We start from the raw sequence: 24919 nt of genomic DNA, 5'->3' as shown, positions 1-24919 counted from the left end.
ACGGATGCCCGCCCCAGAGGGGGGCGGGCCGCCGGACGTATCCGGCCATAGCCGCAATGTTACCCCTTAGTGGCGCTTGCGCACCGCCTTCTTGGCCGGCGCGGCGCGTTGCGGGGTCTTGGGCGGCTTGCCGGCCTTCTTGGCTTCGGCTCGCCGCTCCTTGGCGGTCTGGCCCTTGAGCGCGGCCGGCTTGGGCGCCGCCGCCTTCTTGACGCGGCGCGGACCCTCGTCCGGACCACGCGCGGACGCCTTGCGCAGGGCGTCGAAACTGGTGCCTTGCACCAGGCGGAACTCGATGCGGCGCGCCTCCAGGTCGACGCGCGACACCTGCACCTGGACCTTGTCGGTCAGGCGGTAGCGCATGCCGGTGCGTTCGCCGCGCAACTCGTGCAGCGCATCGTTGAACTGGAAGTATTCGCCGCCCAGCTCGGACACGTGCACCAACCCTTCGACGTGCAGCGTATCCAGCGTGACGAAGATGCCGAAGCTGGCCACGCCGGTGACGGTGCCGCTGAAGTCCTCGCCCACGCGCTCCTTGACGAACCAGCACTTGAGCCAGGCCTCGACGTCGCGCGAGGCTTCATCGGCGCGGCGTTCGCTGGCCGACAGGACAAGGCCCATCTTTTCCCAGATGGCGTGTTCGTGCTCGCGCTGGGTGCGGCCGATGACGACCGGCTGGTCGTCCAGGCTCGGCACATAGCGCTGGCCGGCCAGCAAGGCCTTGATGACCCGGTGCGTGAGCAGGTCGGGATAGCGCCGGATCGGCGAGGTGAAATGGCTGTAGCCGGGATAGGCCAGGCCGAAGTGGCCTACGTTGTCCGGGCTATAGATGGCCTGCTGCATGGAGCGCAGGCACATGGTCTGCAGCAACTGGTAGTCGGGACGGCCGCGCACGGAGTCGAGGAAGTCGCCGTAGTCCTTGGCCGTGGGCGTATCGCCCCCGCCCAGCGACAGGCCCATCGTGCGCAGGAACTCGCGCAGCGATTGCAGGCGCTCGGGCGTCGGGCCCTCGTGGATGCGGTACAGGCCAGGATGCTTGCTGCGCGTCATGAAATCGGCCGCGCAGGTGTTGGCCGCCAGCATGCACTCTTCGATCAGCTTGTGGGCATCGTTGCGCACCGACGGCACGATCTGTTCGATGCGCCCCAGCTCGTTGCAGACGATCTTGGTCTCGACCGTATCGAAATCGATCGCGCCGCGCTTCTTGCGGCTCTGCGACAACAGGTGGAACAGTTCATACAGGCTCTGCACCTGCGGCATGACGGCGCGCATGGCATGGGCCGCCGGGCCGCCGGGCTGCTGCAGCGCCGCCCAGATATTGGTATAGGTGGTGCGGGCATGCGAGTGCATCACCGCGTTGTAGAACTGGTATGCCGTAACGGTGCCGGCCTTGGCGCCCGACGCCGGGATCACCATGTCGCAGACCAGCACCAGGCGATCGACATCGGGATTCAGCGAGCACAGGCCGTTGGACAGCGACTCGGGCAGCATCGGAATGACGCGGCGCGGGAAATACACACTAGTGCCGCGCTCGAGCGCGTCATCGTCCAGCGCGTCGCCGGGACGCACGTAGTGGCTGACGTCGGCAATGGCCACCAACAGGCGCCAGCCCGGCCGCTTGCGCTGGCCCGTGCCCAGTTCGACCGCCTCGCAATAGACGGCGTCGTCGAAGTCGCGCGCGTCTTCGCCATCGATGGTGATCAGGGGCACGTCGCGCAGGTCGACGCGGTCTTTCAGGTCGCCCTTGCGGACCACGTCCGGCAGGCGGGCGGCCTGCTTGCGCGCGGCCTCGGAGAATTCGACGGGCACATCGAACTTGCGCACCGCGATCTCGATTTCCATGCCGGGATCGTCGATCTCGCCCAGCACCTCGGACACGCGGCCCAGCGGCTGCGTATGGCGGGTGGGCTGCTCCATGATCTCGACCGACACCACCTGCCCGTGCTGGGCGCCGTTGGTATCGCTGGGCGGAATCAGGATGTCATGCTTGATGCGCTGGTCTTCCGGCACCACGATGGACAAGCCATGCTCGTGCAGGAAGCGCCCCACCAGTTTGTTGGTGCGGCGCTCGATGACCTCGACGATGGTGCCTTCCGGCTTGCCCCGGTATTCGCCCGACGGCTTGACCAGCACGCGGTCGCCGTGCAGCACCTTGAGCATTTCGCGCGGCGACAGGAACAGGTCCGGCCCGCCGTCATCGCGCAGCAGGAAGCCGAAACCGTCGCGGTGGCCCAGCACCTTGCCCGCCACGAAGTCCAGCTTGGTGGCCAGCAGCAGCACGCCCTTGCGGTTGGGCATCAATTGGCCATCGCGCTCCATCGCGCCCAGGCGGCGCTCGAATCCCACCATCGTCGCAGGACGCTCCACGCCCATGCGCTCGGCGAGCTCCACCGGAGATAACGGCGCCCCCGCGGATCGCAGCGCTTTCAGGATGGCTTCACGGGACGGGACATCGGGATCGAAGTCTGGCGGCGCTTCCGGCAACGGAGTGGATCTGTTGTTGTTCGATTCGTTATTCGATCGTTTTGCCAAAGCTAATTTTTCCGTATATAATGCGCAGCTTCTGTGGTTCGCCCAAGGCTGAACACTGAAGCAGAAATGGTCAGACGGATTGTAGAGTGATTTTGCAATTACGCTTTGAATACATGCGCTTTAAATACATGGGAATAAAAACCTCATGCAATCGAAGTGGCAGCGTATCACAAAGTTCTGACTGGAATGTCTCAGTGCCCAGGTGGCGGAATTGGTAGACGCGCATGGTTCAGGTCCATGTGCCGCAAGGTGTGGAGGTTCGAGTCCTCTCCTGGGCACCACGGAATTTCAGCTGAGGCTGTTTGGGTTTGCGATGAAAAAACATCGCCGTGAAATCAAACAGACAGCATTGGCAAAAAAGTTGAAAACCCCGGAAATCGCAAGATTTTCGGGGTTTTTGCTTTGAGCTGCGTGAATGGTCTGGCGTGAACTGCTTTGCACGGCATCAATTGCCCTGTGCCGACCCATCCGCGACCAGATTCAAAGGCCATCACAAGGATGGTGATGCCCCCACCCCAACGTTAGCCCCCCCCCGGGACAGTATTGCTCGATCGGACAACCTTCAGCGCCAAGGCACCTTGCGGTTCAGATGATGGCGCGCATACAGGTCCGCCCCCATCCCCGCGATCTGGCCATCGATCAAGGCCTTGAACGGCCGCAGCAGCTCATCGAAATTACCTGGCGCCTCCAGCGCATTGAGTGCGTGCGTCACCGCCTCGATGGTGGACAGCGCACCCGGAATGTCCGCGTGCCGCACCCGGTAGCGCGACGTCAGGCCGGCCGGCAGCATCACGCGCGGCAGCGCGGCCAGTTGCGGATTGATGTGCAGCAGCTTGCGCGCATGAGTCCAGGTGCCATCGGGCACGATCAATTGCACCGGCCCGCCCGTCGCGGCGGCGCACCCCGGAATCAATACCTCCGCGCCCTCGCCGGGAAACAGCACGCAGGGTGCATACCCAGGCTCGGCCCACTGCTCATATTGAAAGCGCTCGCCCACCAGGCGCCGCGCGCCTTGCAGCCCCAGCACCGCCAGCCGCGCCGTGTTCAGCGCATGGCGCGCCTCGCTCGGATGCTGCAACACCACCACGCGGGTGCGCGGAGTCAGCGTCGGGATCAGGGCGCAAAGGCAATGGGATTCGGGGCGCTTACAGCGCAGGCAAACAGGGCGTGACATGGGGCGACACTATAGCGAAGCCGGCCGCATGGAAAAAAAAGTGAAAAAAATGCTGCATGACTTGCACACTTCCAAAAAAGTATGCATAATCTCGTTCCTCTGCTGTTGAACACGAAACGAAACGCAGCCGGTAGCAAGAAGTCGAAAGATGGAATGCAAACTGGAAAGCGACGCGGAAGGTAAGACATCAGCGCCCAGGTGGCGGAATTGGTAGACGCGCATGGTTCAGGTCCATGTGCCGCAAGGTGTGGAGGTTCGAGTCCTCTCCTGGGCACCAATTATTACATCACGAGGTACCTGTCGTGATGCGCCAAGAAAGACCCCGTTCGCGAATGCGTCCGGGGTTTTTTCTTTTGCGGCCCGAATGATCAGGCCAGCCTGGACAGCCGGCCGATCGTTCGCTCGCAAGCGCCTAGGCCAGCATCCGCGTCATGACGACGTGCGCGATGCCGGCCTCCATGAACTCCTCGCCTTCCACCTTGAAACCGTGGGCCTCGTAAAAGCCCTTGGCGTGGGTTTGCGCGTGCAGCACCAGCATGCGGTGGCCATCGCCATGACCCTGGCCGATCAGGGCGTCGAGCAACTGGCCGCCCACGCCCAGGCCGCGCGCCCGCTTGTGCACGGCCATGCGGCCGATGTGGCCGTCGGGCAGCAGCCGGCCGGTGCCCAGCGGCGTGCCGTCGGCGGCGTAGGCCACCGCATGCACCGAGACCGCGTCGTCGTCGTCCATCTCGACCTCGGGCGGCACGTTCTGCTCGACCACGAAAACGTCATAGCGGACCGACGAGGCGTCGTCGCGCAGGCGATCCCAGGTTCCCAGGGTGATACGTACCGTCGGCTTTTGTTGGTTGGCCATTTTTTTCCCTCGCGCCACTGCTGAATATGAATCCACTGTCGACATTTTCGCAGGGATGGCGTGTCGGCGAAACAGGCGTACCATCGCGGCTGGCCCATTCCCGCAGCTGATTGCCATCATGCCGCAAGCCGCAACGCCCGCCTGGTTGAAATTCGCGCCCGCGCTTTTCCTGCTGCTGTGGTCCAGCGGCTTCGTCGTGCTGAAAGTGGGGCTGGCCTATGCCGATCCCATGACCTTTCTGGCATTGCGCTATGCCTGCGTGGTGGCGCTGCTGATGCCATTTCTGCTGGCGCTGCGGCCGCCGCTGCCGCAAGGCGCCCGCGCCTGGGGCCACCTGGCCATGGTCGGCCTGCTGCTGCAGGCGGGCTACTTCTGTTTCACCTACCTGTCGCTCAAGCAAGGCATGTCCGCCGGGGGGCTGGCGTTGATCACGTCGCTACAGCCCATCCTGATCGGGCTGCTGGCGCCGGTGATCGCGCACGAACGCGTCGATGCGCGGCGCTGGGCCGGGCTGGGACTGGGCGTGTCGGGCGCCGCGCTGGTCATCATCGCCAAGGCCTCGGTCGACCTGGCTTCGACGCTCGGCCTGGTGTTCGCGATGGCCGCGCTGCTCTGCATCACCAGCGGCACGCTGTATGAGAAGCGCTTTGGCGTACAGACCCACCCCGTCACCTCCAACACGGTGCAATACGCCGTGGGCCTGGCGGTCACGGCGCCGCTGGCCTTCTGGCTGGAGCCGATGCGCATCGACTGGACCGGGCCGTTGCTGGGTTCGCTGGCGTACCTGGTGGTGGGCAATTCGCTGGTCGCGATCTCCTTGTTGCTGGCCATGCTGCGCCATGGCGAAGCGTCACGCGTGTCGGCGCTGTTCTTCCTGGTGCCGCCATCGACCGCGGTCATCGCACTGCTGGTGCTGGACGAGCCGATCCCGCCGCTGGCCTGGCCCGGCATGGCCCTGGCCGCGCTCGGCATCCTGCTGGTGACCCGTTCGGCGCGCACGCCCGCGCCGGTGCGGCAAGTAGAATGAGCGCCCTTTCGCGCCCATTTCCGCCGCTGCCATGAATGCCGTCATCACCGCCGCCCTGCCGGTCTTCGCGCTGATCCTGACCGGATGGCTGGCGGCGCGCTGGCGCATCCTGGGGCCGGCCGCCACCGACGCCCTGAACCGCTACGTGGTCTACCTGTCGCTGCCGGCGCTGCTGTTCCGCGCCATGACGCAGGTGGACCTGGCGCACATGGCGCACTGGGGCTTTGTCGGCGCGTTCGCCGGCGGCATCGCCGTCACGTTCGCGCTGTCGTTCCTGCCGCGCAAACGCGGCCCGCGCGGCCTGACCGACCGCAGCATCGAAGGACTGGCGGCGGCCTACGCCAATGCCGGTTATATGGGCATCCCGCTATGCCTGGCGCTGTTTGGCGCCGAAAGCCTGGCGCCGGCGGCCTTCACCACATTGATGACGGCCAGCGTGCTGTTCGGTTTCGCCATCGCCCTGATCGAATTCGACCGCCAGCAGGCGCCCGGCCTGGGCGCCACGCTGGTGAAGGTCGGCCGCGCGCTCATGCGCAATCCGCTGCTGGCCGCGCCGGTGCTGGGCCTGGCGTGGGCCGGCACCGGGCTGGCGCTGCCCGAGGGGCTGGATCGCTACGTGTCGCTGCTGGGCGCATCCGCCAGCCCCTGCGCGCTGGTCACCATCGGCCTGTTCCTGGCGCAGACCGAGACCGCAAGCCCGGGACCAGGCGTGCTGCGGCTGGTGGCCGGCAAGCTGCTGCTGCAACCGGCCGTGACGGCGCTGCTGGCGTTCCAGGTGTTCTCCATGCCGCCGCTGTGGGCCTGGACGGCGGTGTTGATGAGCGCCCTGCCGATCGGCACAGGCCCCTTCATGCTGGCGCAGATGTACGGGCGCGACGCGCGCGTCACCTCGCGCGCCATCCTGGTGTCCACGGTGCTGTCCGTCCTGACCGTGAGCCTGCTGGTAGCCTGGATCAGCGCGCATCCGATCTCCTGAGCCGCGCATCTTTATATAATCAAAAGTTATTAAAAAAGCACCAATAAATGCTTTGAGAAATTATTGACCGCCTTTAGACTTTATCCACGACAACGGGTGCGGCTACGCGCCCGTTTGCTTTTCCCTTATCGAATTCCCGGGACTCTCTCATGAGCGCCAACACTTCCACCCTGCCCCTGCCCTCGGCGCTGCCACCAATCCAGATCAACCGCAAGCCGCTCTGGATCGCGCTGCTGCTGGTGCTGGCCGGCGCCCTGTACCTGAACCAGACCGTCAGTTGGCGCCAGGGCGCGTTGTGGATCGTCGGCGCGCTGCTGGGCGTGGCGCTGTACCACGCGTCGTTCGGCTTCACCCAGGCCTGGCGCGTGTTCGTGTCGGACCGCCGCGGCGCCGGCCTGCGCGCGCAGATGTTCATGCTGGCCATCGGCGTGCTGCTGTTCTTCCCGTTCCTGGCGCAAGGCTCGCTGTTCGGCCAGCCGGTCAACGGCCTGGTCTCGCCCCCGGGCCTGTCGGTGCTGCTGGGCGCGTTCCTGTTCGGCATCGGGATGCAGTTGGGCGGCGGCTGCGCCTCGGGCACGCTGTTCGCGGTGGGCGGCGGCAATACCCGCATGCTGGTCACGCTGCTGTTCTTCATCATCGGTTCGGTCATCGCCACCGCCCACTTCGGCTGGTGGTCGACCCTGCCCGCGCTGGCGCCGACCTCGCTCATCAAGACCTGGGGCCTGGCGCCCGCCATCATCGCCAACCTGGCGGTGTTCGCGCTGATCGCCTGGATCGCCACCGTGCTGGAAAAACGCCGCCATGGCCACGTGATCTCGTTCGCCTCGCGCACCGCGCGCCCGGCCTCGCTGCTGCAGGGCCCGTGGCCGCTGATCTGGGGCGGCGTGGCGCTGGTGGCGCTGAACTTCGCCACGCTGGCGCTGGCCGGCCGGCCCTGGGGCATCACCTCGGCGTTCGCGCTGTGGGGCGCCAAGGCGCTGGACGCGATGGGCGGCGACGTGGCCACCTGGGCCTACTGGAGCAAGCAGGCCGCGCTGGGCGCGCCGCTACGCCAGGACGTGACCACGGTGATGGACATCGGCCTGATGCTGGGCGCGCTGGCCGCGGCCAGCGCCGCCGGCAAGTTCGCGCCGGTCTGGAAGGTGCCCGCGCGCTCGCTGGCCGGCGCGGTCATCGGCGGCCTGCTGCTGGGCTACGGCGCGCGCCTGGCTTTCGGCTGCAACATCGGCGCCTACTTCAGCGGCATCCTGTCGGGCAGCCTGCATGCCTGGCTGTGGTTGCCGGCGGCGTTTGCCGGCAGCGCCCTGGGCGTGCGCCTGCGTCCGCTTTTTGGCCTGGCGGTGGAAAAAACGCCGTCGGCATCCAGCTGCTGAGAAACACTGTTCCAGCAACAGCCCCCTTCCGAGGGGGCTTTTTTTCGTCCATGCCTCGCAACGCCAGCATTGGCGCGGTTTCCGCAATGGCGGACGGGGTGGTCGCGGCCGCCGGGCCGCGCCTTGCGTTTACCGGTTTTACAGCCGCCCTGGTGTATGGTTGCTGCATTCCGCAATACGGAGACGGACATGCAATGGATTGCCGGCCGCTACACGGCCTTTATCTTGACCCTGGTGGCCGCCGCCGCGACCACCATCCTGGTGTTCACGGATTCGTACTGGTGGCTGTGGGCCGCCGTGCCGCTGGTACTGCTGGGCCTGCTGGGCGTGTACGACCTGATCCAGACGCGCCACGCCATCCGCCGCAACTATCCGGTGCTGGGCAATCTGCGCTTCCTGTTCGAATTCATCCGCCCCGAGATCCGCCAGTACTTCCTGGAAGACGACACCCAGGCCTCGCCGTTCTCGCGCGCGCAACGCTCGATCGTGTACCAGCGCGCCAAGCGCGAGATCGACAAGCGCCCCTTCGGCACACAGGAAGACGTGTACGGCGATCGCTACGAGTGGATCAACCATTCCATGTCGCCCACCCACATCGGCGACACCGACTTTCGCGTGACCGTGGGCGGCCCGGACTGCACCCAACCGTACGCAATGTCCGCCTTCAACGTGTCGGCCATGAGCTTTGGCGCCCTGTCGGCCAACGCGGTGCTGGCGCTGAACGAAGGCGCGCGGCAAGGCAACTTTGCGCATGACACGGGCGAAGGCGGCATCAGCCGCTATCATCGCCAGCCAGGCGGCAGCCTGGTGTGGAACATCGGCTCGGGCTACTTCGGCTGCCGCGACGAGCACGGCGCCTTCTCCGAGGAAGCCTTCGTCAGGAACGCCTGTACGCCGCAGGTGAAGATGATCGAGATCAAGTTGTCGCAGGGCGCCAAGCCGGGCCACGGCGGCATCCTGCCAGCCGGCAAGGTCACGCCCGAGATCGCCGAGGCGCGCGGCGTGGCGCCATGGCAGGACTGCAACTCACCCGCCAGCCACTCGGCCTTCGACTCGCCCATTGGCCTGATGAAGTTCGTGGCACGCCTGCGCGAGCTGTCCGGCGGCAAGCCGGTCGGTTTCAAGTTCTGCGTCGGCCATCCGTGGGAATGGTTCGCCATCGTCAAGGCCATGCTGGAAACCGGCATCACGCCCGACTTCATCGTGGTCGACGGCGCCGAGGGCGGCACCGGCGCCGCCCCGGTCGAGTTCGTCGACCACGTCGGCACGCCGCTGCGCGAGGCGCTGCGCCTGGTGCACAACACGTTGATCGGCGTGAACCTGCGCGACCGCATCAAACTGGGCGCTTCGGGCAAGATCATCACCGCGTTCGACATGGCCCGCGTCATGGCCATGGGCGCGGACTGGTGCAACGCCGCGCGCGGCTTCATGTTCGCCATCGGCTGCATCCAGGCCCAGGCCTGCCACACCGGCAAGTGCCCCACCGGCGTGACTACCCAGGATCCGCTGCGCCAGCGCGCTCTGGTGGTGCCGGACAAGGCCCAGCGCGTAGCCAATTTCCACAAGAACACGCTGCACGCGCTGGCCGAGCTGCTGGCAGCCGCCGGCCTGACGCATCCGAACCAGTTGCGCCCGCACCATATCGCGCGCCGCATTTCATCGAGCGAGATCCGGCTGCTGTCGGCGCTGTTCCCGGAGCTGGCGCCGGGCGAACTGCTGCGCGGCGAGTTCCGTCACCAGGTGTTCCGCGCCGGCTGGTCGATGGCGCGCGCCGATTCGTTCCAGCCCACCCACGACATCAGCACCGCGCTGGCGCAGGAATACGTCATGGCGCATCCGCCCCAGGCGACGCCGGCCTGAGCGCGGGCCGGGCCGCGATGGCGCTCGCCGCGGCCTACAGCCAGCGCTCGAACATGCGCGAGAAGAACTCCATGAAGCGGTCATCCACGCCCCTGGCGCGCCAGGCCTCGGGCGTGATGCGCACCGACTCGGTCACGTCGCGCTGGAACAGCGCTTCCATGTCGGCCGCGAACTCCGGTCCCAGCACCACCGCGTTGACCTCGTAGTTCAAAGCGAAGCTGCGCCAATCCATGTTGCTGGATCCCACGGTGGACCAGACGCCGTCGACCACCGCGGTCTTGGCGTGCAACAGCGCGTCGCGCCGCTCGTAGATCTTCACGCCCGCCTTGAGCAGCTTGCCGTAATGGGAGCGGCCGGCATTGAACACCAGCGACGAATCGCTGAAGCCCGGCAGCACCAGCGCCACGTCCACGCCGCGCTGCGCGGCCGCGGCCAGCACGTCGACAAAGGCCGGGTCGGGCACGAAGTACGCCATGGTGATGTGAATGGAGCGCTGCGCGCTCTCGAACGCGGACATGAGCGTCAGATAGACGGTGTAGCCGTCACTGCGATCGGGCTGGTTGGCCAGGATACGCACACGCGTCGGCCCGACGGGCGGCGCGATCGCCGTGCCGCCGCCACGCAGGGGCTCCTTGGCCTGCGACTGCCAGCCGTCCCGGATCACCGCCTCCAACTGGGCCACGGCCGGCCCCTCGATCTGCAGATGCGTATCACGCCAGGGCGCGGCCTGGGCGTCGGTTCGCTTTGCGTCGGCTCCGCTGCCCACGCCGCCCGATGCGCCGCTGCCGCTGGCGGGCGATGAGGCGTACACGGCGCTGACATTGATGCCCCCCAGGTAGCCCACCTTGCCATCCACCACCAGGACCTTGCGATGGTTGCGCTGGTTCGGCGACCAGCCGGCGCGGCTGCCATTCACGGGACTGATCGGATTAAAGACCGCGACCTGCACGCCGGCGTCGCGCAGGCGCTGGAACAGCGCGTCGGGCGTCTTGATCGTGCCCACCGCGTCCACCATCAGCGCGACATCGGCGCCGCGATTGCGCGCCGCGATCAAGGCCTCGGCAAAGCGCGCCCCTTCCGCATCATCCTCGAAGATGTAGGTTTCCATGTGCACGTAACGCCGCGCCTGCGCGATCGAGCGCAGCATGGCCTGGTAGGTCCCCGGCCCGTCGGCCAGCAGGCGCACGCGGTTGCCGGCCAACAGCGGCGCGCCGCTGACCGCTTCCTCGACCGCCAGGTGGCGCGCCAGGAAGTCATTCCTTGCATTGCGGGGATCCGCCGCGATGTCGTGGCCGCGGCGGTAACTGGCCTGCGACGCGTCGGCGGACAGGCCGGCCTGGGCCTTGCGGGCGGCGCGTTCCTGCGCATCGGGCACGCTGGCGCAGGCGGCCAGCAGGGCCGCGCAGCAGGCCAGCGCCGCCGCGCGCATGGCGCCTCGCCATGCGCGCCACCCCCGCGCCAACGGCGCGGGCAGGCCCGGTGGTGGCCTCATGGCGCGAGGGCTCAGCGCCGGTTGGCCAGCAGGCAGCAGCCCAGCAAGACGCCCACCAGCGTCGCCACACCCACCGATTTCCAGGCGTGCTCGTGGACGTATTCATCGGCATAGGCCTTGGCGCGGCGGGCGCGCTCGCGCGCCACGCCTTCCCACTCGCCCGCGGATTCGCGCGCCTCGGCCAACTGGCGCGTCAGGCGCGCGCGCGCCGCTTCGATCTCAGAGCCAGTGTATGAGGCGGTCGAACGCAACAGGTCCTCCGTACCGGCAAGCAACTCATGAAGGCTGTCGCTCACGCGATCGCGGTGCAGGGCCATTTCGGCGCGTTGGTGCTTTCTATTCATAGTCGCTCCTTGTCGCGGGTTGCTCAGACAGTCTTGCGGCTCGCCGCCAGACCGTGCCCACATTGTGGCCATTCCCGCCGCCGCGCGCCCGAGCTTTCGCAACCAGCCGTTAACCGATATTTCAGTGGCGCGCCGCTTGCTGAGGCCTCCCGGCACGGCGACGGCCAGACGTACCGTCCCCGAGTGCGGACGGCCTTTCCGCCCCCGCCAATTTCGTAAAAGTCCATTGCATTTCAGTGGCTTAACTTGACACCGGAACCCCTCTGGCGGCCACAATGTGTTTTTTGCAATGCGCTTCATCGGCCTCAAAAAAGGAACTGAACGCATGGTCTCTCCTTCCGCACTGCTCGCCGGCGCCGCCCCGCGGTTCCTGGCGCCGCAACCCCAGCCCATGACCGCCGAGCAGCAGGAATTGCGCGACGGACTGCTGGATCATCCCGCTCATATCGACCCCAAGTTTCTCTACGACGCGCTCGGCTCGTCGCTGTTCACCGCCATTACGCAATTGCCGGAGTACTACCCGACCCGCTGCGAAGCAGAGATCTTCACGCGGCACGGGCAGGACATCGCGCGCCACATCGGTCCGGTGCAGGCCATGATCGACCTGGGCGCGGGCGACTGCGTCAAGGCCGAGCGGCTGTTTTCCAGCCTGCGGCCGCGCCATTACGTCCCAATCGACATTTCCGCCGACTACCTCCAATCCGCGGTGCGGCGGCTGCGCCTGTCGTACCCGGACCTGCGGATCACGCCCATCGGCCTGGACTTTTCCCAGGCGCTGGCCTTGCCGGCGGATATCGGCGCCGAGCAGCGCCTGTTCTTCTATCCCGGCTCCAGCATCGGCAATCTCGACCCGCAAGCCGCGCTGGCCATGCTGCGGCGGATCCAGCGGCAATGCGCCGGCGGCGGGCTGCTGGTCGGGGTCGATCGCGTCAAGCCCAGGCAGGTGCTGGAACCGGCCTACGACGACGCCCTGCACCTGACCGCGGCCTTCAACCTGAACCTGCTGCGCCACGTCAATGACCTGCTGGGCAGCGACTTTGATGTCGATGACTGGCGCCATGTGGCGCTATTCAACAGCGACCAATCGCGCATCGAGATGCACCTGGAAGCGCGCCGTTCCGTCACGGTGGCCTGGCCCGGCGGCCAGCGGCGCTTCGCGGCGCAGGAGCGCATCCATACCGAGAACTCCTACAAGTTCACGCCCGAAGCCTTCACCGGATTGCTACAGCGCGCGGGATACCACGACATCCACCATTGGTCGGACGCGCGCGGCTGGTTTTCAGTATTCAGCGCGCGTGCCTGACACCGCGCCCCCTCAACCCGCCCCTGGAGGATCGCCATGGAACCTGCCTGCCTGCTGACCCACCCGGCCAACGGCCCCTATGCCGCCGGACAGGCCGGCCAGCACGACCGGTACGATGCCGTGCGTGCCACCACCGTGGCGCTGGCCGCCCCCCTGAGTCCGGAGGATTGTCAGGTGCAGTCCATGCCGGACTGCAGCCCGGTCAAATGGCACCTGGCGCATACCACCTGGTTCTTCGAGACCTTCCTGCTGACGCACTTCGATCCGGCCTGCCCCGTGTTCCACCCGCAGTATCGGATGCTGTTCAACTCCTACTACAACGCCATTGGCGCCAAGCATCCACGGCCGCAGCGCGGCCTGCTGACGCGGCCGCCGCTGGCCGACGTGATGCGCTATCGCCAGCACGTGGACCAGGCCATGCACGAGCTGATCGCGCGGCTGGGCGGCAACGATCCGGCCTTCGACGCCCTGCTGGAACTGGGGCTGAACCACGAGCAGCAGCATCAGGAACTGATCCTGACGGATATCAAGCACCTGCTGTTCGCCAACCCGCTCAAGCCCGCCTACGTCGCGTCGGGTTCGCCCGCGCTGCCACCCGGCACGCCCGCCGGCTGGACCCGCTACAACGGCGGCGTCGTCCGCATCGGCCACGACGGGCAGGGCTTCGCGTTCGACAACGAAGGCCCGGCGCATGACGTGCTGCTGGCTCCCTTCCACCTGGCCGACCGCCTGGTGACGCAGCACGAATACCTCGCCTTCATCCGCGACGGCGGCTACAAGCGGCCCGAACTGTGGCTGTCGCTGGGGTGGGAGCGGGTCTGCGCGGAAGGCTGGCGCGCGCCGCTTTATTGGGAAGGCCAGCGCGATGACTGGCGGGTTTTCACGCTGCGCGGCATGCAGGAGCTGGAATTGCAGGCCCCGGTCACGCATATCAGCTACTACGAGGCCGACGCCTATGCGCGCTGGGCACGGGTGCGCCTGCCGCGCGAGGCCGAGTGGGAGCACGCGGCGCGGCAACTGCCCGACGGCGCTTGGTCGAACCGCGCCAACCTGCTGGAAAACGGCCACCTGGATCCCCGCCCCGCCCCCGCCCGGCAGGGGAGCGGCCCGGCGCAGTTGTTCGGCGACGCCTGGGAATGGACCGCCAGTGCCTACGATGCCTACCCCGGCTTCAAGCCCGATGCCGGCGCGGTGGGCGAATACAACGGCAAGTTCATGTGCAACCAGTACGTGCTGCGGGGCGGCTCCTGCGCCACCCCGCGCGGCCACATCCGGCCCAGCTACCGCAATTTCTTCCCGCCGGAAGCGCGTTGGCAGTTTTCCGGCATTCGTCTGGCGCGGGATGCCTGACAGGGTGAATGCACGGTCGTCGCGGGCCGCCCACGGCCTGAACAAAAAAGGCCGCCACCCTACTTGCAATCCTAAAAAATTCCGTGCTAGAATTTCGTTCTTCGTTGCTTGGCTTTCATTGAATGCTGCGACGATAAGGATGGCGCATTAGCTCAGCCGGTTAGAGCGACGGAATCATAATCCGCAGGTCCCCTGTTCGAATCAGGGATGCGCCACCAGAATTCAAAAAAGGCCTTCACTTGCGTGAAGGCCTTTTTCCATTGGGGCGCCGGCACCAGGGGTGCGGACCAGGGGGGGACCGGGGGTGCGAACCAAAGCGTGCCGGCCCAGATCGAAGGCCGAGGGCTCGCCACCCCGACATCACTTTCGCGACCACGTTGCCTGCGGCCCGCATTTGGGCCCTTCACACATTTCCACATATTCCCCACATTTTTCCCGCATACCGGCGCGGTGCGCCCTTTTAGAATCTTCGCGCACCACGCCCACCACGCTCTCATGGGGAGAATCTGACATGCCTTCCAGCCGCATCCAGGCTCGGCGCCCCGCGCAAGCTCGCCGACCTGTCGCCCCGGCCGCCCCCCTGGCAACGCCTGGCCGCCAAGGCGTCATCATCAGCACCGGTATCGCTGGAATCGCCGCGCGCGCCGTGCTCGCCGCGATCCTGGGCCTGACCATCGGCCGCGCCTGTGCCGCGCAAGGCGGCGCGCAGGCGTCGAGCGTCAGCTACGCGCCCACGGCCGCGCAATTGCAGACCGTCGAGACGCTCAAGCAGGCCCCCATCGACGCCTTCGCGCCGGCGGAATTCGCCCGCGCCGGCAAGGCCCCGCTGCCCTATCGCCTGGTCTCGCCGGTTGCGCCTGAAAGCGGCAAAAAATACCCACTGGTGGTGATTTTCCACAGTTCGGGCGGCGTCGGCACCGACAACCTGCTGCCGCTGAACGCGTTCACCCGCGCCTTCGGCTCGGCCGAATCGCGCCGCGATTTTCCCGCCTATGTACTGGTGCCGCAGACACCAGGCCGCACCGCCAACTATGAAAAGGACCGCCATGGCGTGCGGGTCTCGAAGGCCGGCGCCGACCTGCCTGACGTCATGCGGCTGGTCGAGGACATCGCCCGGCACCATCCGGTCGACGCCAAACGGATCTATGCCGTCGGCTTCTCGATGGGCGCATCGGCCGCGCTGGACGCCGCCGTCGCCTCGCCCGGGCGCTTCGCCGCCATCGTCGCCATGTCGGGCGTGCCACCGGAGCGCTCGCTCGCCAAGCCGCTGGCGGGCGTCCCCACGCTGCTCGTCCATGGCACCGCCGACCAGGAAAATCCCTACGAGGGCAGCCGGATCTGGGCCGAAGCGCTGGCGGCCGCGGGCGGCCATCCGATCTTCGTCACCTACCAGGGCATGGATCACCGCATCGCGCCGGAGCTGCTGACCGCCAGGCCCTGGCGCGAATGGATGTTCCAGCAGAAGCTGCCTTGAGGCGGCGCGGGGCGTGATGCCCCGCGCCTCGCCTGCCACGATTATGGCTTGAACACCGTGTCGCGGCGCCGCCCGCCCCAGGTCGCGCACAGGCTGGCCACGAACGCGCCGATCAGCATGGAGGCAAAGCCCCACAGCGCCAGCGCCGCGGCGGCCTTGCGTGCCGCGTCGGCGGCCTCGCGCGCCTTGTGCTTGGCGTCGTCGGCGGCCTGCCGGGCCTGCTGCAGCGTCTGGTTCACGCGCTGCTGCGCGGCGGCGGCATCGATGCCCGCCTGCGCCGCGATCACCCGGGCCACATAGTCGCGGTCGGCCGGGGTCATTTCGCCGCGAGCCAGGCTCATGGCGACGATGCGACCGACTTCAGCGCGGGCCGCGGCGCGATCGCCGCCGGCATCGGGCCGTTCATTGCGCAGCAGCACGTCCGTGAAGTAATCGCCGGCGCCGTCCATGCCGCCCGCCGCGGCTCCCGCGCCAGCGGCGGCGCTTGCCGTCACCGCTGCGCCCGCGCCCGCCGCCACGGAAGCGCCGGCCTTGGCCGCGCCCGATGCCAGCGTGGCAATTGCCGAGCCCAGCAGGGCGGCGCTCACGACAGCGCTCAATGCCCACACCAGGAAGCCGTGCGCGGTGTCGCGGAAATAGACCTCGTCGCCATGCACGTCGGCCCATTTGGTGCGCAGCCGGCCGGCGACATAGCCGCCAACGCCATAGGCCACGATCTGGGTGAACAGCATCCAGGCGATCAGGCCGATGCCCGCCGTGGGCGCGGAGACGCCCTCCCCGCTCCAAGGCGAGATCGACAGGAAGCCCAGGCCGGAGCCGCCCGCGAATAACGCCAACGACAAGGCCGCGGCGATGACAGCGCCGGCGAATACCGCGGCCCAGGATACGGCGGACACCGCCGATTCCCTCACCGGCGGCACGCCGTCGTAGGGCCGGTTGGCCGAGAGTGCATTTTCCATGGTGATTCCTCGTTCACATTGCGCGCCGTGGCGCGGGACCGGACTGGCTCAATGCCAGAACAGCGCCAGCAGGATGATGATGGGAATGGGTACCCCCAGCAGCCATAACAGGATCGAACGCATGCAAGCCTCCTTGGAAGTGGGATCGGATTTGGTGGCGCTCAGGCCAGGTCGATCGTGCCCGGCGCGCGCGGATCGGGCGGCGGGACGACGTCGGGCTCGCCCGGATCGTCGGGCGCGTGGTTGGGATTGGGGCGCGGGTCGTCGGGCCGCGGTGGATCGCCGGGCAACGGCGGATCATCGGGCGGCACGTCGTCGGGCGCGTCCGGCGGGCGATGGTCGGGTGGGAACATGGCGGATCTCCTGGGCGCGCCTATCGCGCCAGCCCGCTGCTCAGCAACTGCCATGCCCGGCGCGCCGGCCGCCATTGGCCCGACGCAAAAAAGCCCTCCAGCGAGGGCTTTCGGGCATGGCCGGCCGGATATCAGGACCTGGACGGCTTGCCGTCCTTGGCGGAAGTCCCGGCGTTCGGATCGCTATTGCCCAGGAATTCCACCACGGCGGCCTTGCCAGCGGCGGAGGCCTCGTCCTGGCTGGCATAGCGCCGTTCGGAATAATTGGTGCTGCGCACATTGCCGGTGTCGGGATCCAGCAGGGTGATGATCCAGGCGAATTCGCCCGGCAGCAACTGCCTGACCTGCAGTGTGGCGCGCGTGCCCGGGCGGAGTCGTTGCGGCATTTCGCGATCTGGAGAGTGGGTGGACGCCGCCATCGTAGCGCAAAGCGCGGGCGCGGCGGGGGCGGAAAAATGCTGCGCCGCACACCGATTTCATGCTGCACGGTGCGCGGCAAAAACGCCACAGCACGCGCCCGAGCCAGGAAAACCCTAGCGCCACACCCCCGCATACAGGCGCACAATCAGACTAAACGTAGCGACGTAGTGACAGACCGCAGTAGCGGCGCCGCATCCCTTTAATCAGGCGAGGACGGAGACATCATGACTTACGTAGCAGTGGTAATCAGCTGTTTGATGGTTGTGGGTATCGTCGCGTTGGTGGTTCAAACGATACAGAGCGCGGGACCCGAGCCGTGGCTGAAAATATCGGCGGCGATCGTCAGCTCGCTGTTCGCCTCCCTGTTGCTCATTCCGCTCGGCTACGCCGTGGCGCAGACCATCGTCCTGGAATGAGCCGACGGGTTCCTCCGGAATCCCCGTCAACCGATGAGCCAGGAGATTGCCACGGGGCTACTTGCCCCGGGCAGGCCTGCCGCGCGTCGCCGCCCAGCAGATCAGCGAGCCGGCGGTGACCATCGCCACGCCTTGCCAGAATGTCATGGTCAAGCGCGTGGACAGCCATATGGCCGCAAAAAAAGTCGACAACACGGGCGTGAAGTAGGACGCCGTGGCCAGCAGCGTCAGATTGCCGCTGAGAATGCCCACGTTCCAGAGCGCGTAACCGGCCGCCATGGCGCCGCCCGTCACGCACAGCTCGAGCACGGCGGGCCAGGCGAACGGCAGCGCCGGCTCGGCGCTGAATCCGTATTTGATCCACAGCACGGCCGCGGTCAGCATGAAGAACAACGCCACGCCGTTCTTGCCATCGGCGTAGCGTTTCGTGACGTTGCAATAGAAGGCCCAGATGACGGCGCCGCTGAACGCCAGACCATAACTGAGGGGATTGCTGGAGACATTGGCCGCCACGCGCGACCAGGAAACGCCGCCGTCGCCGCCGACCACCCAGACGATGCCGCACAGCGACAGCGCAATGCCCGGCAGCACCCAGACGCTGGCGCGCTGGCCGTTGATCAGGATCGCCAGGATGACGGTAAAGCACGGCCACAAGTAATTGACGATCCCCAGCTCGATCGCCTGGCCGCGGTTGGCGGCGAATCCCAGCGACAGCGACAGGCAGATTTCATAGGCCACGAACAACAGGCTGCCGGAAACCAGGTAGGGGCGCGGGAATGAACGCACCCGCGGCCATCCCAGCAACAGGACGAGAAATGCCGAACCGACCGTATAGATCAGGGCCGCGCCGCCGATCGGCCCGAAACGCTCGCTGACGCCGCGAATCAGGCCGACGACGGTGCCCCAGAGCACCACGGCCATCACTCCCATCAATGTCGCCGCATTGCGGCTGGGGGCAGATTGCATTGCTTTTTTCCGATTTCCCGAAGTCCATCCCGGGCGCCGCGCCATGGCGTGCGCCCAAAACGACGCAGTGTAGCGAAAACGGAAAACCCGCCGCGGGAGGGCCGGCACGGCAATTGCGGGCCGACGCGGCGCGACCGATCGAATATCAACAAGAAGGAGATCTCGCCGCATGACCATCTCTGTACGCAGGCTGAGCGACGTGCTCGCCACCACGGCATCCGGCCGGCTCTACCGGATCGAAGTGTTCTCGCACGCCGACCCGCGCACGGGGCCGCCCATCACGGTCCACTACATTCTCAGGACCTCGGAGGGAGAGCGCGTGATCGCGTTGGGGGAACGGCGCTATCGCCTGAAATCGGGCGAGGTGCTGACCGCCCTGCCGCCCGCCGCCGTGCCCCGCCACGGCGCCTGATGCGCCGGGCGCGGCCGCGTCAACGCTCGTCGGACGCGACCCGCCGCTTGCCCAGACCCTTGGCCCGGTACAGCGCGACGTCGGCCCGCTCCAGCAACTGCAGCATGGTGACGCCCGAATCCGGATAGACGGCGATGCCAACGCTGGCCGAGACCGCGACTCGGATCTTGGGGTAGGGCAAAGAGAGGCTCTCGACCAGGGACTCGGCCACCGCCTGTGCGTTTTCCTGGTTGGCGCCGAGCAGCAGCACGGCGAACTCGTCGCCCCCGAGCCGCGCCGCCACGTCCGAAACGCGAATGGCGGTGGCCATGCGGTCGGCCGCTTCCTTCAGGACGGTATCGCCGGCGGCATGCCCATGCAGGTCGTTGACCGCCTTGAAACCGTCCAGATCGATCGCCAGGATCGCGAACGTCGCGCCGCTGCGCTGCGCCACCGCCAGCTCGCGCAGCACCAGCTCGCCGAACAGCACCCGGTTGCACAATCCAGTCAGGGGATCGTAGTGCGCCAAGTGCTGCGCATGCGCCAGCATCCGCGAGGCCTGCAGCAGCGCCGTGCCGACCTCCTCTGCCTCCTTGACCCGCGTGCCAGGCAGTTCGACGGTGCGGCCTTCGCCCAGCGCCAGAGCCGGGCCGACCAGCCCCTGCACCGCCGACGTCAGCCGATTGGCCAGCCGCAGGGCCAGCCACAACCCCAGCCCGAACGCCGCCACCGTCCCCAGCGCCAGCCAGGCGATCGAGCGGTAAAGGTCGGTCGTCACCAGCGTCATCGGCGCGCCCGCCGCCACCGTCCAGCCGGTCAGGCCCGAGCGGCTGAACGCGGTGTAGACCGGCGTGCCTTCCTTGGTGGTGGACTCCAGCGAACCCTCGTTCTCCAACTGCACCGCGCGCGCCAGCGTCGGCACCGCCTTCTGGCCCACGAATTTCTCGGGATCGCGCGTGCGCGCGATAATGGTGCCGTTCTTGTCCAGCACTGCAGCCACCCAACCGTCCGGCAGCCCGCGCCGCCCCAGCACGTTGCCGATGCGGTCGGGCGAGAGGCCCACGTTCAGGCTGTAGATGACCTCGTCGCCACGCACCACCGGCACCCCCAGCGCGATGGTCGGCGTGCCGCTGAGCGCGCCGATGAACAGGCTGCTCAGGACGGGTTCACGCGCGCGGAAAACCCGCGCCAGCTCCTGCGACACCCCCGAAGACGGCAAGGGCGTGCCGTAGGGCACCATGGTGTTGACCACCTGGCGGCCCTCCTTGTCGGTCAGCACGTAGCTGTCGACGATCTGGAACTTGATGGCTTCGCGGGCGCGCTGGTGGAATCCGCCCAGGTCGCCCCCCACCAGGTCGGGGGACGACGCCAACATCTGCAAGCCGGCTTCGACGCCGGTCATTTCCCGGTCGAGAATCGCGGTCAGGTTGCGGGCCAGGAAAATGGTGTCGCGGAATATCCGCTCTTTCTGGATCAGGTAGCTTTCATAAACGGCGATCGAAGACACCGCCAGCGCCGGCGCAATACAGGCGAACACCAGCACCAGCAGTCCGGTTCGCATCGAATACCGGAGCTTCGGGCGGACCCGCGCGGCGACCAGGCTTTCGCCGTCAGCCATATTATTTTTCCCTGCCGCGCATTTGCACGGGGCAAAACGCTTGCCGACACTGCACCCTCTGACCCATTGCGCCTCTCCTGGAACAGTCATCCGGGCCGACGGCCCGAGGGGACGGAAAACCAGAAATTATTGCAGAACCAGACCGCAGCACACCATCCATCGCCCCGACGGCGCCGGAAAAAAAGCGCCCTGAAGGTGGAAAAAATCGCGTCCCCAATTTACCTCAAAAACAAAGCCGAGAAACCATTTCATTATGCTCGAGCACCTGCCGGCGTATTGCCGCCGGCGTCGCGTCCACTTCCGCCGCCGAATTGAAATATATCGGCCGGGCATGGTCGCAATATTCAATCCCGGTCCGCGGGGGGAGCGACCCGCACCCAGCCAGACTTAAGCCGATCAGCCACGACATCGTCATCGCTGCGAGCCACTTTTTCCTGCACATCCCTGGCCTCCTTGCGGGCCTGGCCCGCCCGCGCCTGGAGGCGGGCCTCACTGTCCGAGCGTTCCTGCGCCCGGCCCATGGCCCGCCCCCGCCAATACACCCCGGCGACGGCGGCCAGCCCCGCCAGCACTGCCGCCACCACGCCGAGGCCCCGCTTAATCCACTGTTGCAACATGCGCCGTGCTCCTGTCGGACCGCGTCCGGATGGCCGTCACGGCCTGCTGGTAAAGGCCGGCCCAACTGTCCGGCTTGGGCTTGCCCGGCCGCCAGGTGCGCAGATACAGCGCCCAGGCCGCCTGCGTTTCGCCGACCGGCGGCAGCGCCTTCGGATCGGTCCAGAGCAGCAGCCGCGCAACGCCGGCGGCCAGCACGTCGTCGTACTCCAGCGCCGCATAGATCGCATCCGGATCGCCCGCCACGCTGCGCGCCTTGCACAGCGTGGCCAGGTGATCCCTGCTGGCCGCGTGCAGGAACACGCCCCACACGCCGCCGCGGCTGGCGCGGGTGCCCTTCTCGAATTGCCAGAAACCGCGGGCGGGCCCGCCGATCTGGCGCCGGTGCACGAAGCGGCTTTCCTGCAGGCCGATGGCCAGCAGCATGCAATCCGCCGCGGGCGTGTTCATGCGAGCGGGCAACAGCGCCATCGCCGGCCGCAGCGCGTCGTCCATGATCTGGTCAAGCGTCATGCCTGCCCTCCTTGTCTGCGTGGGTTTCCATGCCCAGCGTCTTGCGTCGGATCTCGACCGCCCAGTCCACCAGGTCCTGGTTCTGCAGCTTGGCGGTCAGGCGCAGGTAAGCGCCCAGCACCCACCAGGCCGGCAATCCCGCCAGCAACATGCACGGGCCGAGCACATAGAACATGGCCAGCAGCCCGTCCTCGCCCAGGCCCGTGCGCTGCGCCATCCAGTAGGCCGAGGACATCAGGTCGGGCATCCAGGCGATCATGCCGATCGCCAGCAAAGGCCCGAACAGAAATGAGCTGACCACCGTGCAGGCGGTGCGCGCGACGAATTCGCGCGGCGTGCGCGGCGGCATCAGCAACATGCCGATCAACGCCGCCATCGCGGCCGGCATGCCGAAAGCCAGCGCAATTTTCAGGGCGGCCCAACCGCCCAAACCCGTAGATGCCGGTTCCATGGTTACACCGCTCCTGTCGACGGTGCGCATTGCTGCCTCCCGTGAACATCACGGGCGCCGCAGGGGCGCGCCGGATGGACCAATTCAAATGTGGATGACGCTGCCGTCCGTTTGCCGCAGGCATTGCCAGGACCGGCATACGTTCTGCCGTTGTCTATTGCCTTTCTCCTATGCCCGGGACACGCAGGCCGAGTCGGCCTTCCTGAGCCGCCATGCCAGTCAGCGACAGGCGGAACCCGACAAAAAAAGCTCGCCAAGGCGAGCCATGATTTGCTTGCGCCGGTCAAATGGGCTCAACAGGCCACTCGATCTGCGCGGGGTAGTGGGTCTGCCCGGAGACGCGGTTCAGTTGCACCCGATACGCCTTCCATGCCGCCAGCGCGGTTCTTTCGGCATCCGTCGCGACGCCAAGATCCACAGCATCCGACAGGGGGGCCATTCGCAGTCCGGCGCGCTCCAGCAGAAAATCTCGTCGAGCGCGTGCCGCAGCCTCCAGTTGCTCCTTCGTTAGCGATTCCGGCGGAGCGGCGAGGGAAGGGTTCGGAATGTCTTCGGCGGCCCAACGGCCCTCCACAATCCGGTAACGCTTGCCCTCTTCGATGAGCGCAGGCGGGGCCATATCGATGGAACCGCCCGGCATCAGGAAGACGCCGGATTCCAAGGGGGACTCGTCTGCGGTGACCTGGCCCACGTAGTAACCCTCATGATTCAGTTGCGAAACCATTTTTTCCATGCGATATCTCCTTAGTATTTGATGCAGGCGAACAGTGCTAGGTTGCGTGGGCGAACGGACGCCAGCGCCGCCGAGGTACCCAGAGTCGTGTACGACCAGCCCGCCAGGAAGGAACCAGAGCCGCTGGTGATGTCATAGCCTTCCGTATAGGCATCGCCCACCTTGAACGAGACGCTCCCGTTATCGGTGCTGAAACGCCACTCACCGTTCTGGGACAGATACGGGAAGGAAGGATTGCTGACCGCTCCGATCACGCGGGAAGCACGCTGGCTGGATCCCAATTGGCGGCCGGCGTCCGCCCCCCGTCCGTCGTCCCATCCCCGCACGAACTCGCCGCGCAGATCGGGCAAGACGATGTACGCACCCGTGGTGCTGCGCGTGTTCATCGGATCTGCGGCGTTGGTGCAGCGGTACCCCACCGGCGCGGTCGCGTTCAATGCATCGCCGCAGTAGATGGCCGACGCCAACGCTCCATAAGCGCTGACAGACGCTGCGGCGCCATTGGCCCGCATCCATCCATAAGGCACTTTCGAAAAGGGGAAGTAGGCGATCTGGCCGCACAGCGGCGAGCGATAACCGGTATGGATGGCAGAAGAACCCCAGATCCAGACCTCACTGCATTCGGCGACGATGATGGGGCCGACATCCTGCGTGGGAAGCGCATTGATCGAATACACCCGCGGGAAGTTGCCGCTCACGAACGCGGTCGTCGCGATCCTCGTGCTCTTATCCGCCGCCGCCGGCGTCGGCGCGGTCGGTGTCCCGGTCAGCGCCGGCGACGCCGCCAGCGCCGCCACGAACTTGGCCTGCAGCGCCGCCAGGTCGCCGTCGTCCAGCACGTCCTGGCCGGCCTTGTCGGCGATGTACTGGCCGATCATGGCAGCCACGAACGCAGCCTGGCGCCAGACGGTGTTGAGTTCCTTCGATTTGGCCGTGCCGGCCGAGAAGCCGCCCAGCCGGGCGGCCAACGCCTGGTAGTCGGCGGGCGCGAGCACATTGGCGCCGGGAACGGTGCCGAAGGGAAGAATCTGATTGATAGCCACGGAATGTCCTTATTCAACCGGCAAAAAGCGAACCCCAGAGTCCGCCGTCGAACCCGGAGATGTAGTGGTTTTGAACGTCAAAACCGAACAGAGGCCCCTCTTCCGAGGGGATGACGTAGTAACTGATGCGCACGCCTTCCGGCTTGAGCGGGATGTATCCGCCGGTCAGCAGCGCCAGGAACAGCGCGGACGGCGGCGCGCCGGCGACGCCGATATCCACCGACATGTCGCCGTTGTCCTGGATGAACACGTGCGTGCCGCCACCGAAGATGCGGTCCAGGATGGCGGCCGAAGTCTCCAGCGTGCCGTCCCAATGATTCGCCCCGATCTTGGCCCGCAGCAGCAGCCGGTAGGTATCGTCGTCCAGCTCGGTCAGGCCGCTGTCCGGATCGAACGGGCCTTGCCACACGCCCTGGTCGAAGCCCAGGCCGTCGATGTCGTGCGAGAAATACACATTGGAGATCGGCGTTCTGACCTTCCGGTCCAGTCCCACCCAGCGTCCCACCGCATCGAGCTGGGCGCCAATGGCCAGGTCCAGGTCGAACGCTGCCGGCATGCTGCCGTATAGCTCGCGCACGCCCGCCGCAGCGTCGCACAGCGCGGCCACGGTGGCCTTGAACCGGGGCTTGGCGCGGTGATAGGCCGACAGCCGGCCGATGTAGTCGTCTGTGTTGGCCATA

At 66.8% G+C, this 24919-nt stretch carries 25 protein-coding genes and 3 tRNA genes; 12 read left to right on the top strand and 16 right to left on the bottom strand.

The features are described 5' to 3' along the window. Positions 1-66: 66 nt before the first annotated feature. The gene (gene rnr, locus AAID08_RS08480; RefSeq protein WP_054501293.1) at positions 67-2532 is read right to left on the bottom strand and encodes a ribonuclease R; all 2466 of its coding nucleotides are present in this window, start codon (positions 2530-2532) and stop codon (positions 67-69) included. 196 nt (positions 2533-2728) lie between these two features. On the opposite strand from rnr, the gene AAID08_RS08475 reads away from it, so the two are divergent. Further along, positions 2729-2813: transfer RNA gene (locus AAID08_RS08475), tRNA-Leu, on the top strand. Between the two features lie 281 nt (positions 2814-3094). On the opposite strand, the gene AAID08_RS08470 is transcribed toward AAID08_RS08475, so the two are convergent. After that, positions 3095-3706, bottom strand: a complete 612-nt coding sequence (locus tag AAID08_RS08470; RefSeq protein ID WP_395757516.1) for a tRNA-uridine aminocarboxypropyltransferase — start codon at positions 3704-3706, stop codon at positions 3095-3097. A gap of 192 nt (positions 3707-3898) precedes the next feature. Here AAID08_RS08470 and AAID08_RS08465 point away from each other — a divergent pair. After that, positions 3899-3983 (top strand) — tRNA-Leu (locus AAID08_RS08465). Between the two features lie 135 nt (positions 3984-4118). Here AAID08_RS08465 and AAID08_RS08460 read toward each other — a convergent pair. Then, positions 4119-4562: a GNAT family N-acetyltransferase gene (locus AAID08_RS08460; RefSeq protein ID WP_395757515.1), complete on the bottom strand. Its 444-nt coding sequence runs from the start codon at positions 4560-4562 to the stop codon at positions 4119-4121. A gap of 118 nt (positions 4563-4680) precedes the next feature. Here AAID08_RS08460 and AAID08_RS08455 point away from each other — a divergent pair, with 118 nt between their 5' ends. From AAID08_RS08455 to AAID08_RS08440, 4 genes are all read left to right on the top strand, one after another. Beyond that, positions 4681-5589, top strand: a complete 909-nt coding sequence (locus AAID08_RS08455) for a DMT family transporter (RefSeq protein WP_343718746.1) — start codon at positions 4681-4683, stop codon at positions 5587-5589. Between the two features lie 31 nt (positions 5590-5620). Beyond that, positions 5621-6565 (top strand): AEC family transporter, encoded by a 945-nt coding sequence (locus AAID08_RS08450; protein WP_054433276.1) that lies wholly within the window; start codon positions 5621-5623, stop codon positions 6563-6565. 149 nt (positions 6566-6714) lie between these two features. Next, positions 6715-7938, top strand: a complete 1224-nt coding sequence (locus AAID08_RS08445; protein WP_395757514.1) for a YeeE/YedE family protein — start codon at positions 6715-6717, stop codon at positions 7936-7938. 189 nt (positions 7939-8127) lie between these two features. Then, positions 8128-9798, top strand: coding sequence for an FMN-binding glutamate synthase family protein (locus AAID08_RS08440; protein WP_054501297.1), 1671 nt, complete (start codon positions 8128-8130; stop codon positions 9796-9798). 34 nt (positions 9799-9832) lie between these two features. Here the strand turns inward: AAID08_RS08440 and AAID08_RS08435 are convergent, their stop codons facing one another. Both AAID08_RS08435 and AAID08_RS08430 read right to left on the bottom strand, forming a co-directional pair. Continuing rightward, on the bottom strand, positions 9833-11227 hold the full coding sequence (locus AAID08_RS08435) for a phosphatidylserine/phosphatidylglycerophosphate/cardiolipin synthase family protein (RefSeq protein ID WP_082401852.1): 1395 nt from the start codon (positions 11225-11227) through the stop codon (positions 9833-9835). Between the two features lie 74 nt (positions 11228-11301). Further along, entirely contained in the window at positions 11302-11634 is a 333-nt protein-coding gene (locus AAID08_RS08430; protein ID WP_054501299.1) for a YqjD family protein, read from the bottom strand. 325 nt (positions 11635-11959) lie between these two features. Here AAID08_RS08430 and egtD point away from each other — a divergent pair, with 325 nt between their 5' ends. From egtD to AAID08_RS08410, 4 genes are all read left to right on the top strand, one after another. Next, positions 11960-12937 carry an L-histidine N(alpha)-methyltransferase gene (gene egtD, locus AAID08_RS08425; RefSeq protein ID WP_116791058.1) on the top strand — a complete coding sequence of 326 codons (978 nt, stop codon included), beginning with the start codon at positions 11960-11962 and terminating at the stop codon, positions 12935-12937. Positions 12938-12973: 36 nt separating this feature from the next. Then, complete coding sequence (egtB, locus tag AAID08_RS08420; protein ID WP_054501300.1) at positions 12974-14287, top strand: ergothioneine biosynthesis protein EgtB; 1314 nt, start codon at positions 12974-12976, stop codon at positions 14285-14287. Positions 14288-14428: 141 nt separating this feature from the next. Further along, positions 14429-14505, top strand: a tRNA-Met gene (locus AAID08_RS08415). A gap of 428 nt (positions 14506-14933) precedes the next feature. Further along, positions 14934-15761, top strand: coding sequence for a dienelactone hydrolase family protein (locus tag AAID08_RS08410; protein WP_395757513.1), 828 nt, complete (start codon positions 14934-14936; stop codon positions 15759-15761). A gap of 41 nt (positions 15762-15802) precedes the next feature. On the opposite strand, the gene AAID08_RS08405 is transcribed toward AAID08_RS08410, so the two are convergent. From AAID08_RS08405 to AAID08_RS08395, 3 genes are all read right to left on the bottom strand, one after another. Further along, positions 15803-16720 carry a hypothetical protein gene (locus tag AAID08_RS08405; protein ID WP_144658064.1) on the bottom strand — a complete coding sequence of 306 codons (918 nt, stop codon included), beginning with the start codon at positions 16718-16720 and terminating at the stop codon, positions 15803-15805. 161 nt (positions 16721-16881) lie between these two features. Next, entirely contained in the window at positions 16882-17073 is a 192-nt protein-coding gene (locus AAID08_RS08400; RefSeq protein WP_054501303.1) for a hypothetical protein, read from the bottom strand. A 131-nt stretch (positions 17074-17204) separates the two neighbouring features. Continuing rightward, positions 17205-17459 carry a hypothetical protein gene (locus AAID08_RS08395; RefSeq protein WP_054501304.1) on the bottom strand — a complete coding sequence of 85 codons (255 nt, stop codon included), beginning with the start codon at positions 17457-17459 and terminating at the stop codon, positions 17205-17207. A 258-nt stretch (positions 17460-17717) separates the two neighbouring features. Between AAID08_RS08395 and AAID08_RS08390 the strand changes: the two genes are divergently transcribed. Beyond that, positions 17718-17909 (top strand): hypothetical protein, encoded by a 192-nt coding sequence (locus AAID08_RS08390; protein ID WP_006393830.1) that lies wholly within the window; start codon positions 17718-17720, stop codon positions 17907-17909. A 57-nt stretch (positions 17910-17966) separates the two neighbouring features. On the opposite strand, the gene yddG is transcribed toward AAID08_RS08390, so the two are convergent. Next, complete coding sequence (gene yddG / locus AAID08_RS08385; RefSeq protein ID WP_064524136.1) at positions 17967-18875, bottom strand: aromatic amino acid DMT transporter YddG; 909 nt, start codon at positions 18873-18875, stop codon at positions 17967-17969. Positions 18876-19044: 169 nt separating this feature from the next. Between yddG and AAID08_RS08380 the strand changes: the two genes are divergently transcribed. Next, the gene (locus tag AAID08_RS08380; protein ID WP_054501306.1) at positions 19045-19287 is read left to right on the top strand and encodes a hypothetical protein; all 243 of its coding nucleotides are present in this window, start codon (positions 19045-19047) and stop codon (positions 19285-19287) included. A gap of 19 nt (positions 19288-19306) precedes the next feature. Here AAID08_RS08380 and AAID08_RS08375 read toward each other — a convergent pair whose 3' ends face one another. The 7 genes from AAID08_RS08375 to AAID08_RS08345 all read right to left on the bottom strand — a co-directional run bounded on the left by AAID08_RS08375 (position 19307) and on the right by AAID08_RS08345 (position 24918). Next, positions 19307-20884 carry a diguanylate cyclase gene (locus AAID08_RS08375; RefSeq protein WP_064524140.1) on the bottom strand — a complete coding sequence of 526 codons (1578 nt, stop codon included), beginning with the start codon at positions 20882-20884 and terminating at the stop codon, positions 19307-19309. Positions 20885-21228: 344 nt separating this feature from the next. Continuing rightward, on the bottom strand, positions 21229-21501 hold the full coding sequence (locus AAID08_RS08370; RefSeq protein ID WP_054501308.1) for a hypothetical protein: 273 nt from the start codon (positions 21499-21501) through the stop codon (positions 21229-21231). Then, positions 21482-22012, bottom strand: coding sequence for a hypothetical protein (locus AAID08_RS08365; RefSeq protein WP_395757512.1), 531 nt, complete (start codon positions 22010-22012; stop codon positions 21482-21484). Before AAID08_RS08365 ends, AAID08_RS08370 begins: the two co-directional genes overlap by 20 nt. Then, on the bottom strand, positions 22002-22463 hold the full coding sequence (locus tag AAID08_RS08360; RefSeq protein ID WP_054501310.1) for a hypothetical protein: 462 nt from the start codon (positions 22461-22463) through the stop codon (positions 22002-22004). The genes AAID08_RS08365 and AAID08_RS08360 overlap by 11 nt, the downstream gene beginning before the upstream one ends. A 283-nt stretch (positions 22464-22746) precedes the next feature. Beyond that, positions 22747-23196 (bottom strand): tail fiber assembly protein, encoded by a 450-nt coding sequence (locus tag AAID08_RS08355; protein WP_064524144.1) that lies wholly within the window; start codon positions 23194-23196, stop codon positions 22747-22749. An 11-nt stretch (positions 23197-23207) separates the two neighbouring features. Further along, positions 23208-24239 (bottom strand): phage tail protein, encoded by a 1032-nt coding sequence (locus AAID08_RS08350; protein ID WP_175168313.1) that lies wholly within the window; start codon positions 24237-24239, stop codon positions 23208-23210. A gap of 13 nt (positions 24240-24252) precedes the next feature. Beyond that, positions 24253-24918 carry a DUF2612 domain-containing protein gene (locus AAID08_RS08345; protein ID WP_054501315.1) on the bottom strand — a complete coding sequence of 222 codons (666 nt, stop codon included), beginning with the start codon at positions 24916-24918 and terminating at the stop codon, positions 24253-24255. Position 24919: the final 1 nt, after the last annotated feature.

It is taken from the genome of Achromobacter sp. EB05 (assembly GCF_044232075.1).
GTDB classification, from domain to species: domain Bacteria; phylum Pseudomonadota; class Gammaproteobacteria; order Burkholderiales; family Burkholderiaceae_B; genus Achromobacter; species Achromobacter dolens.
Note: the sequence above shows the minus strand (reverse complement) of the source record. Positions and strands in the feature narration are given on the sequence as shown.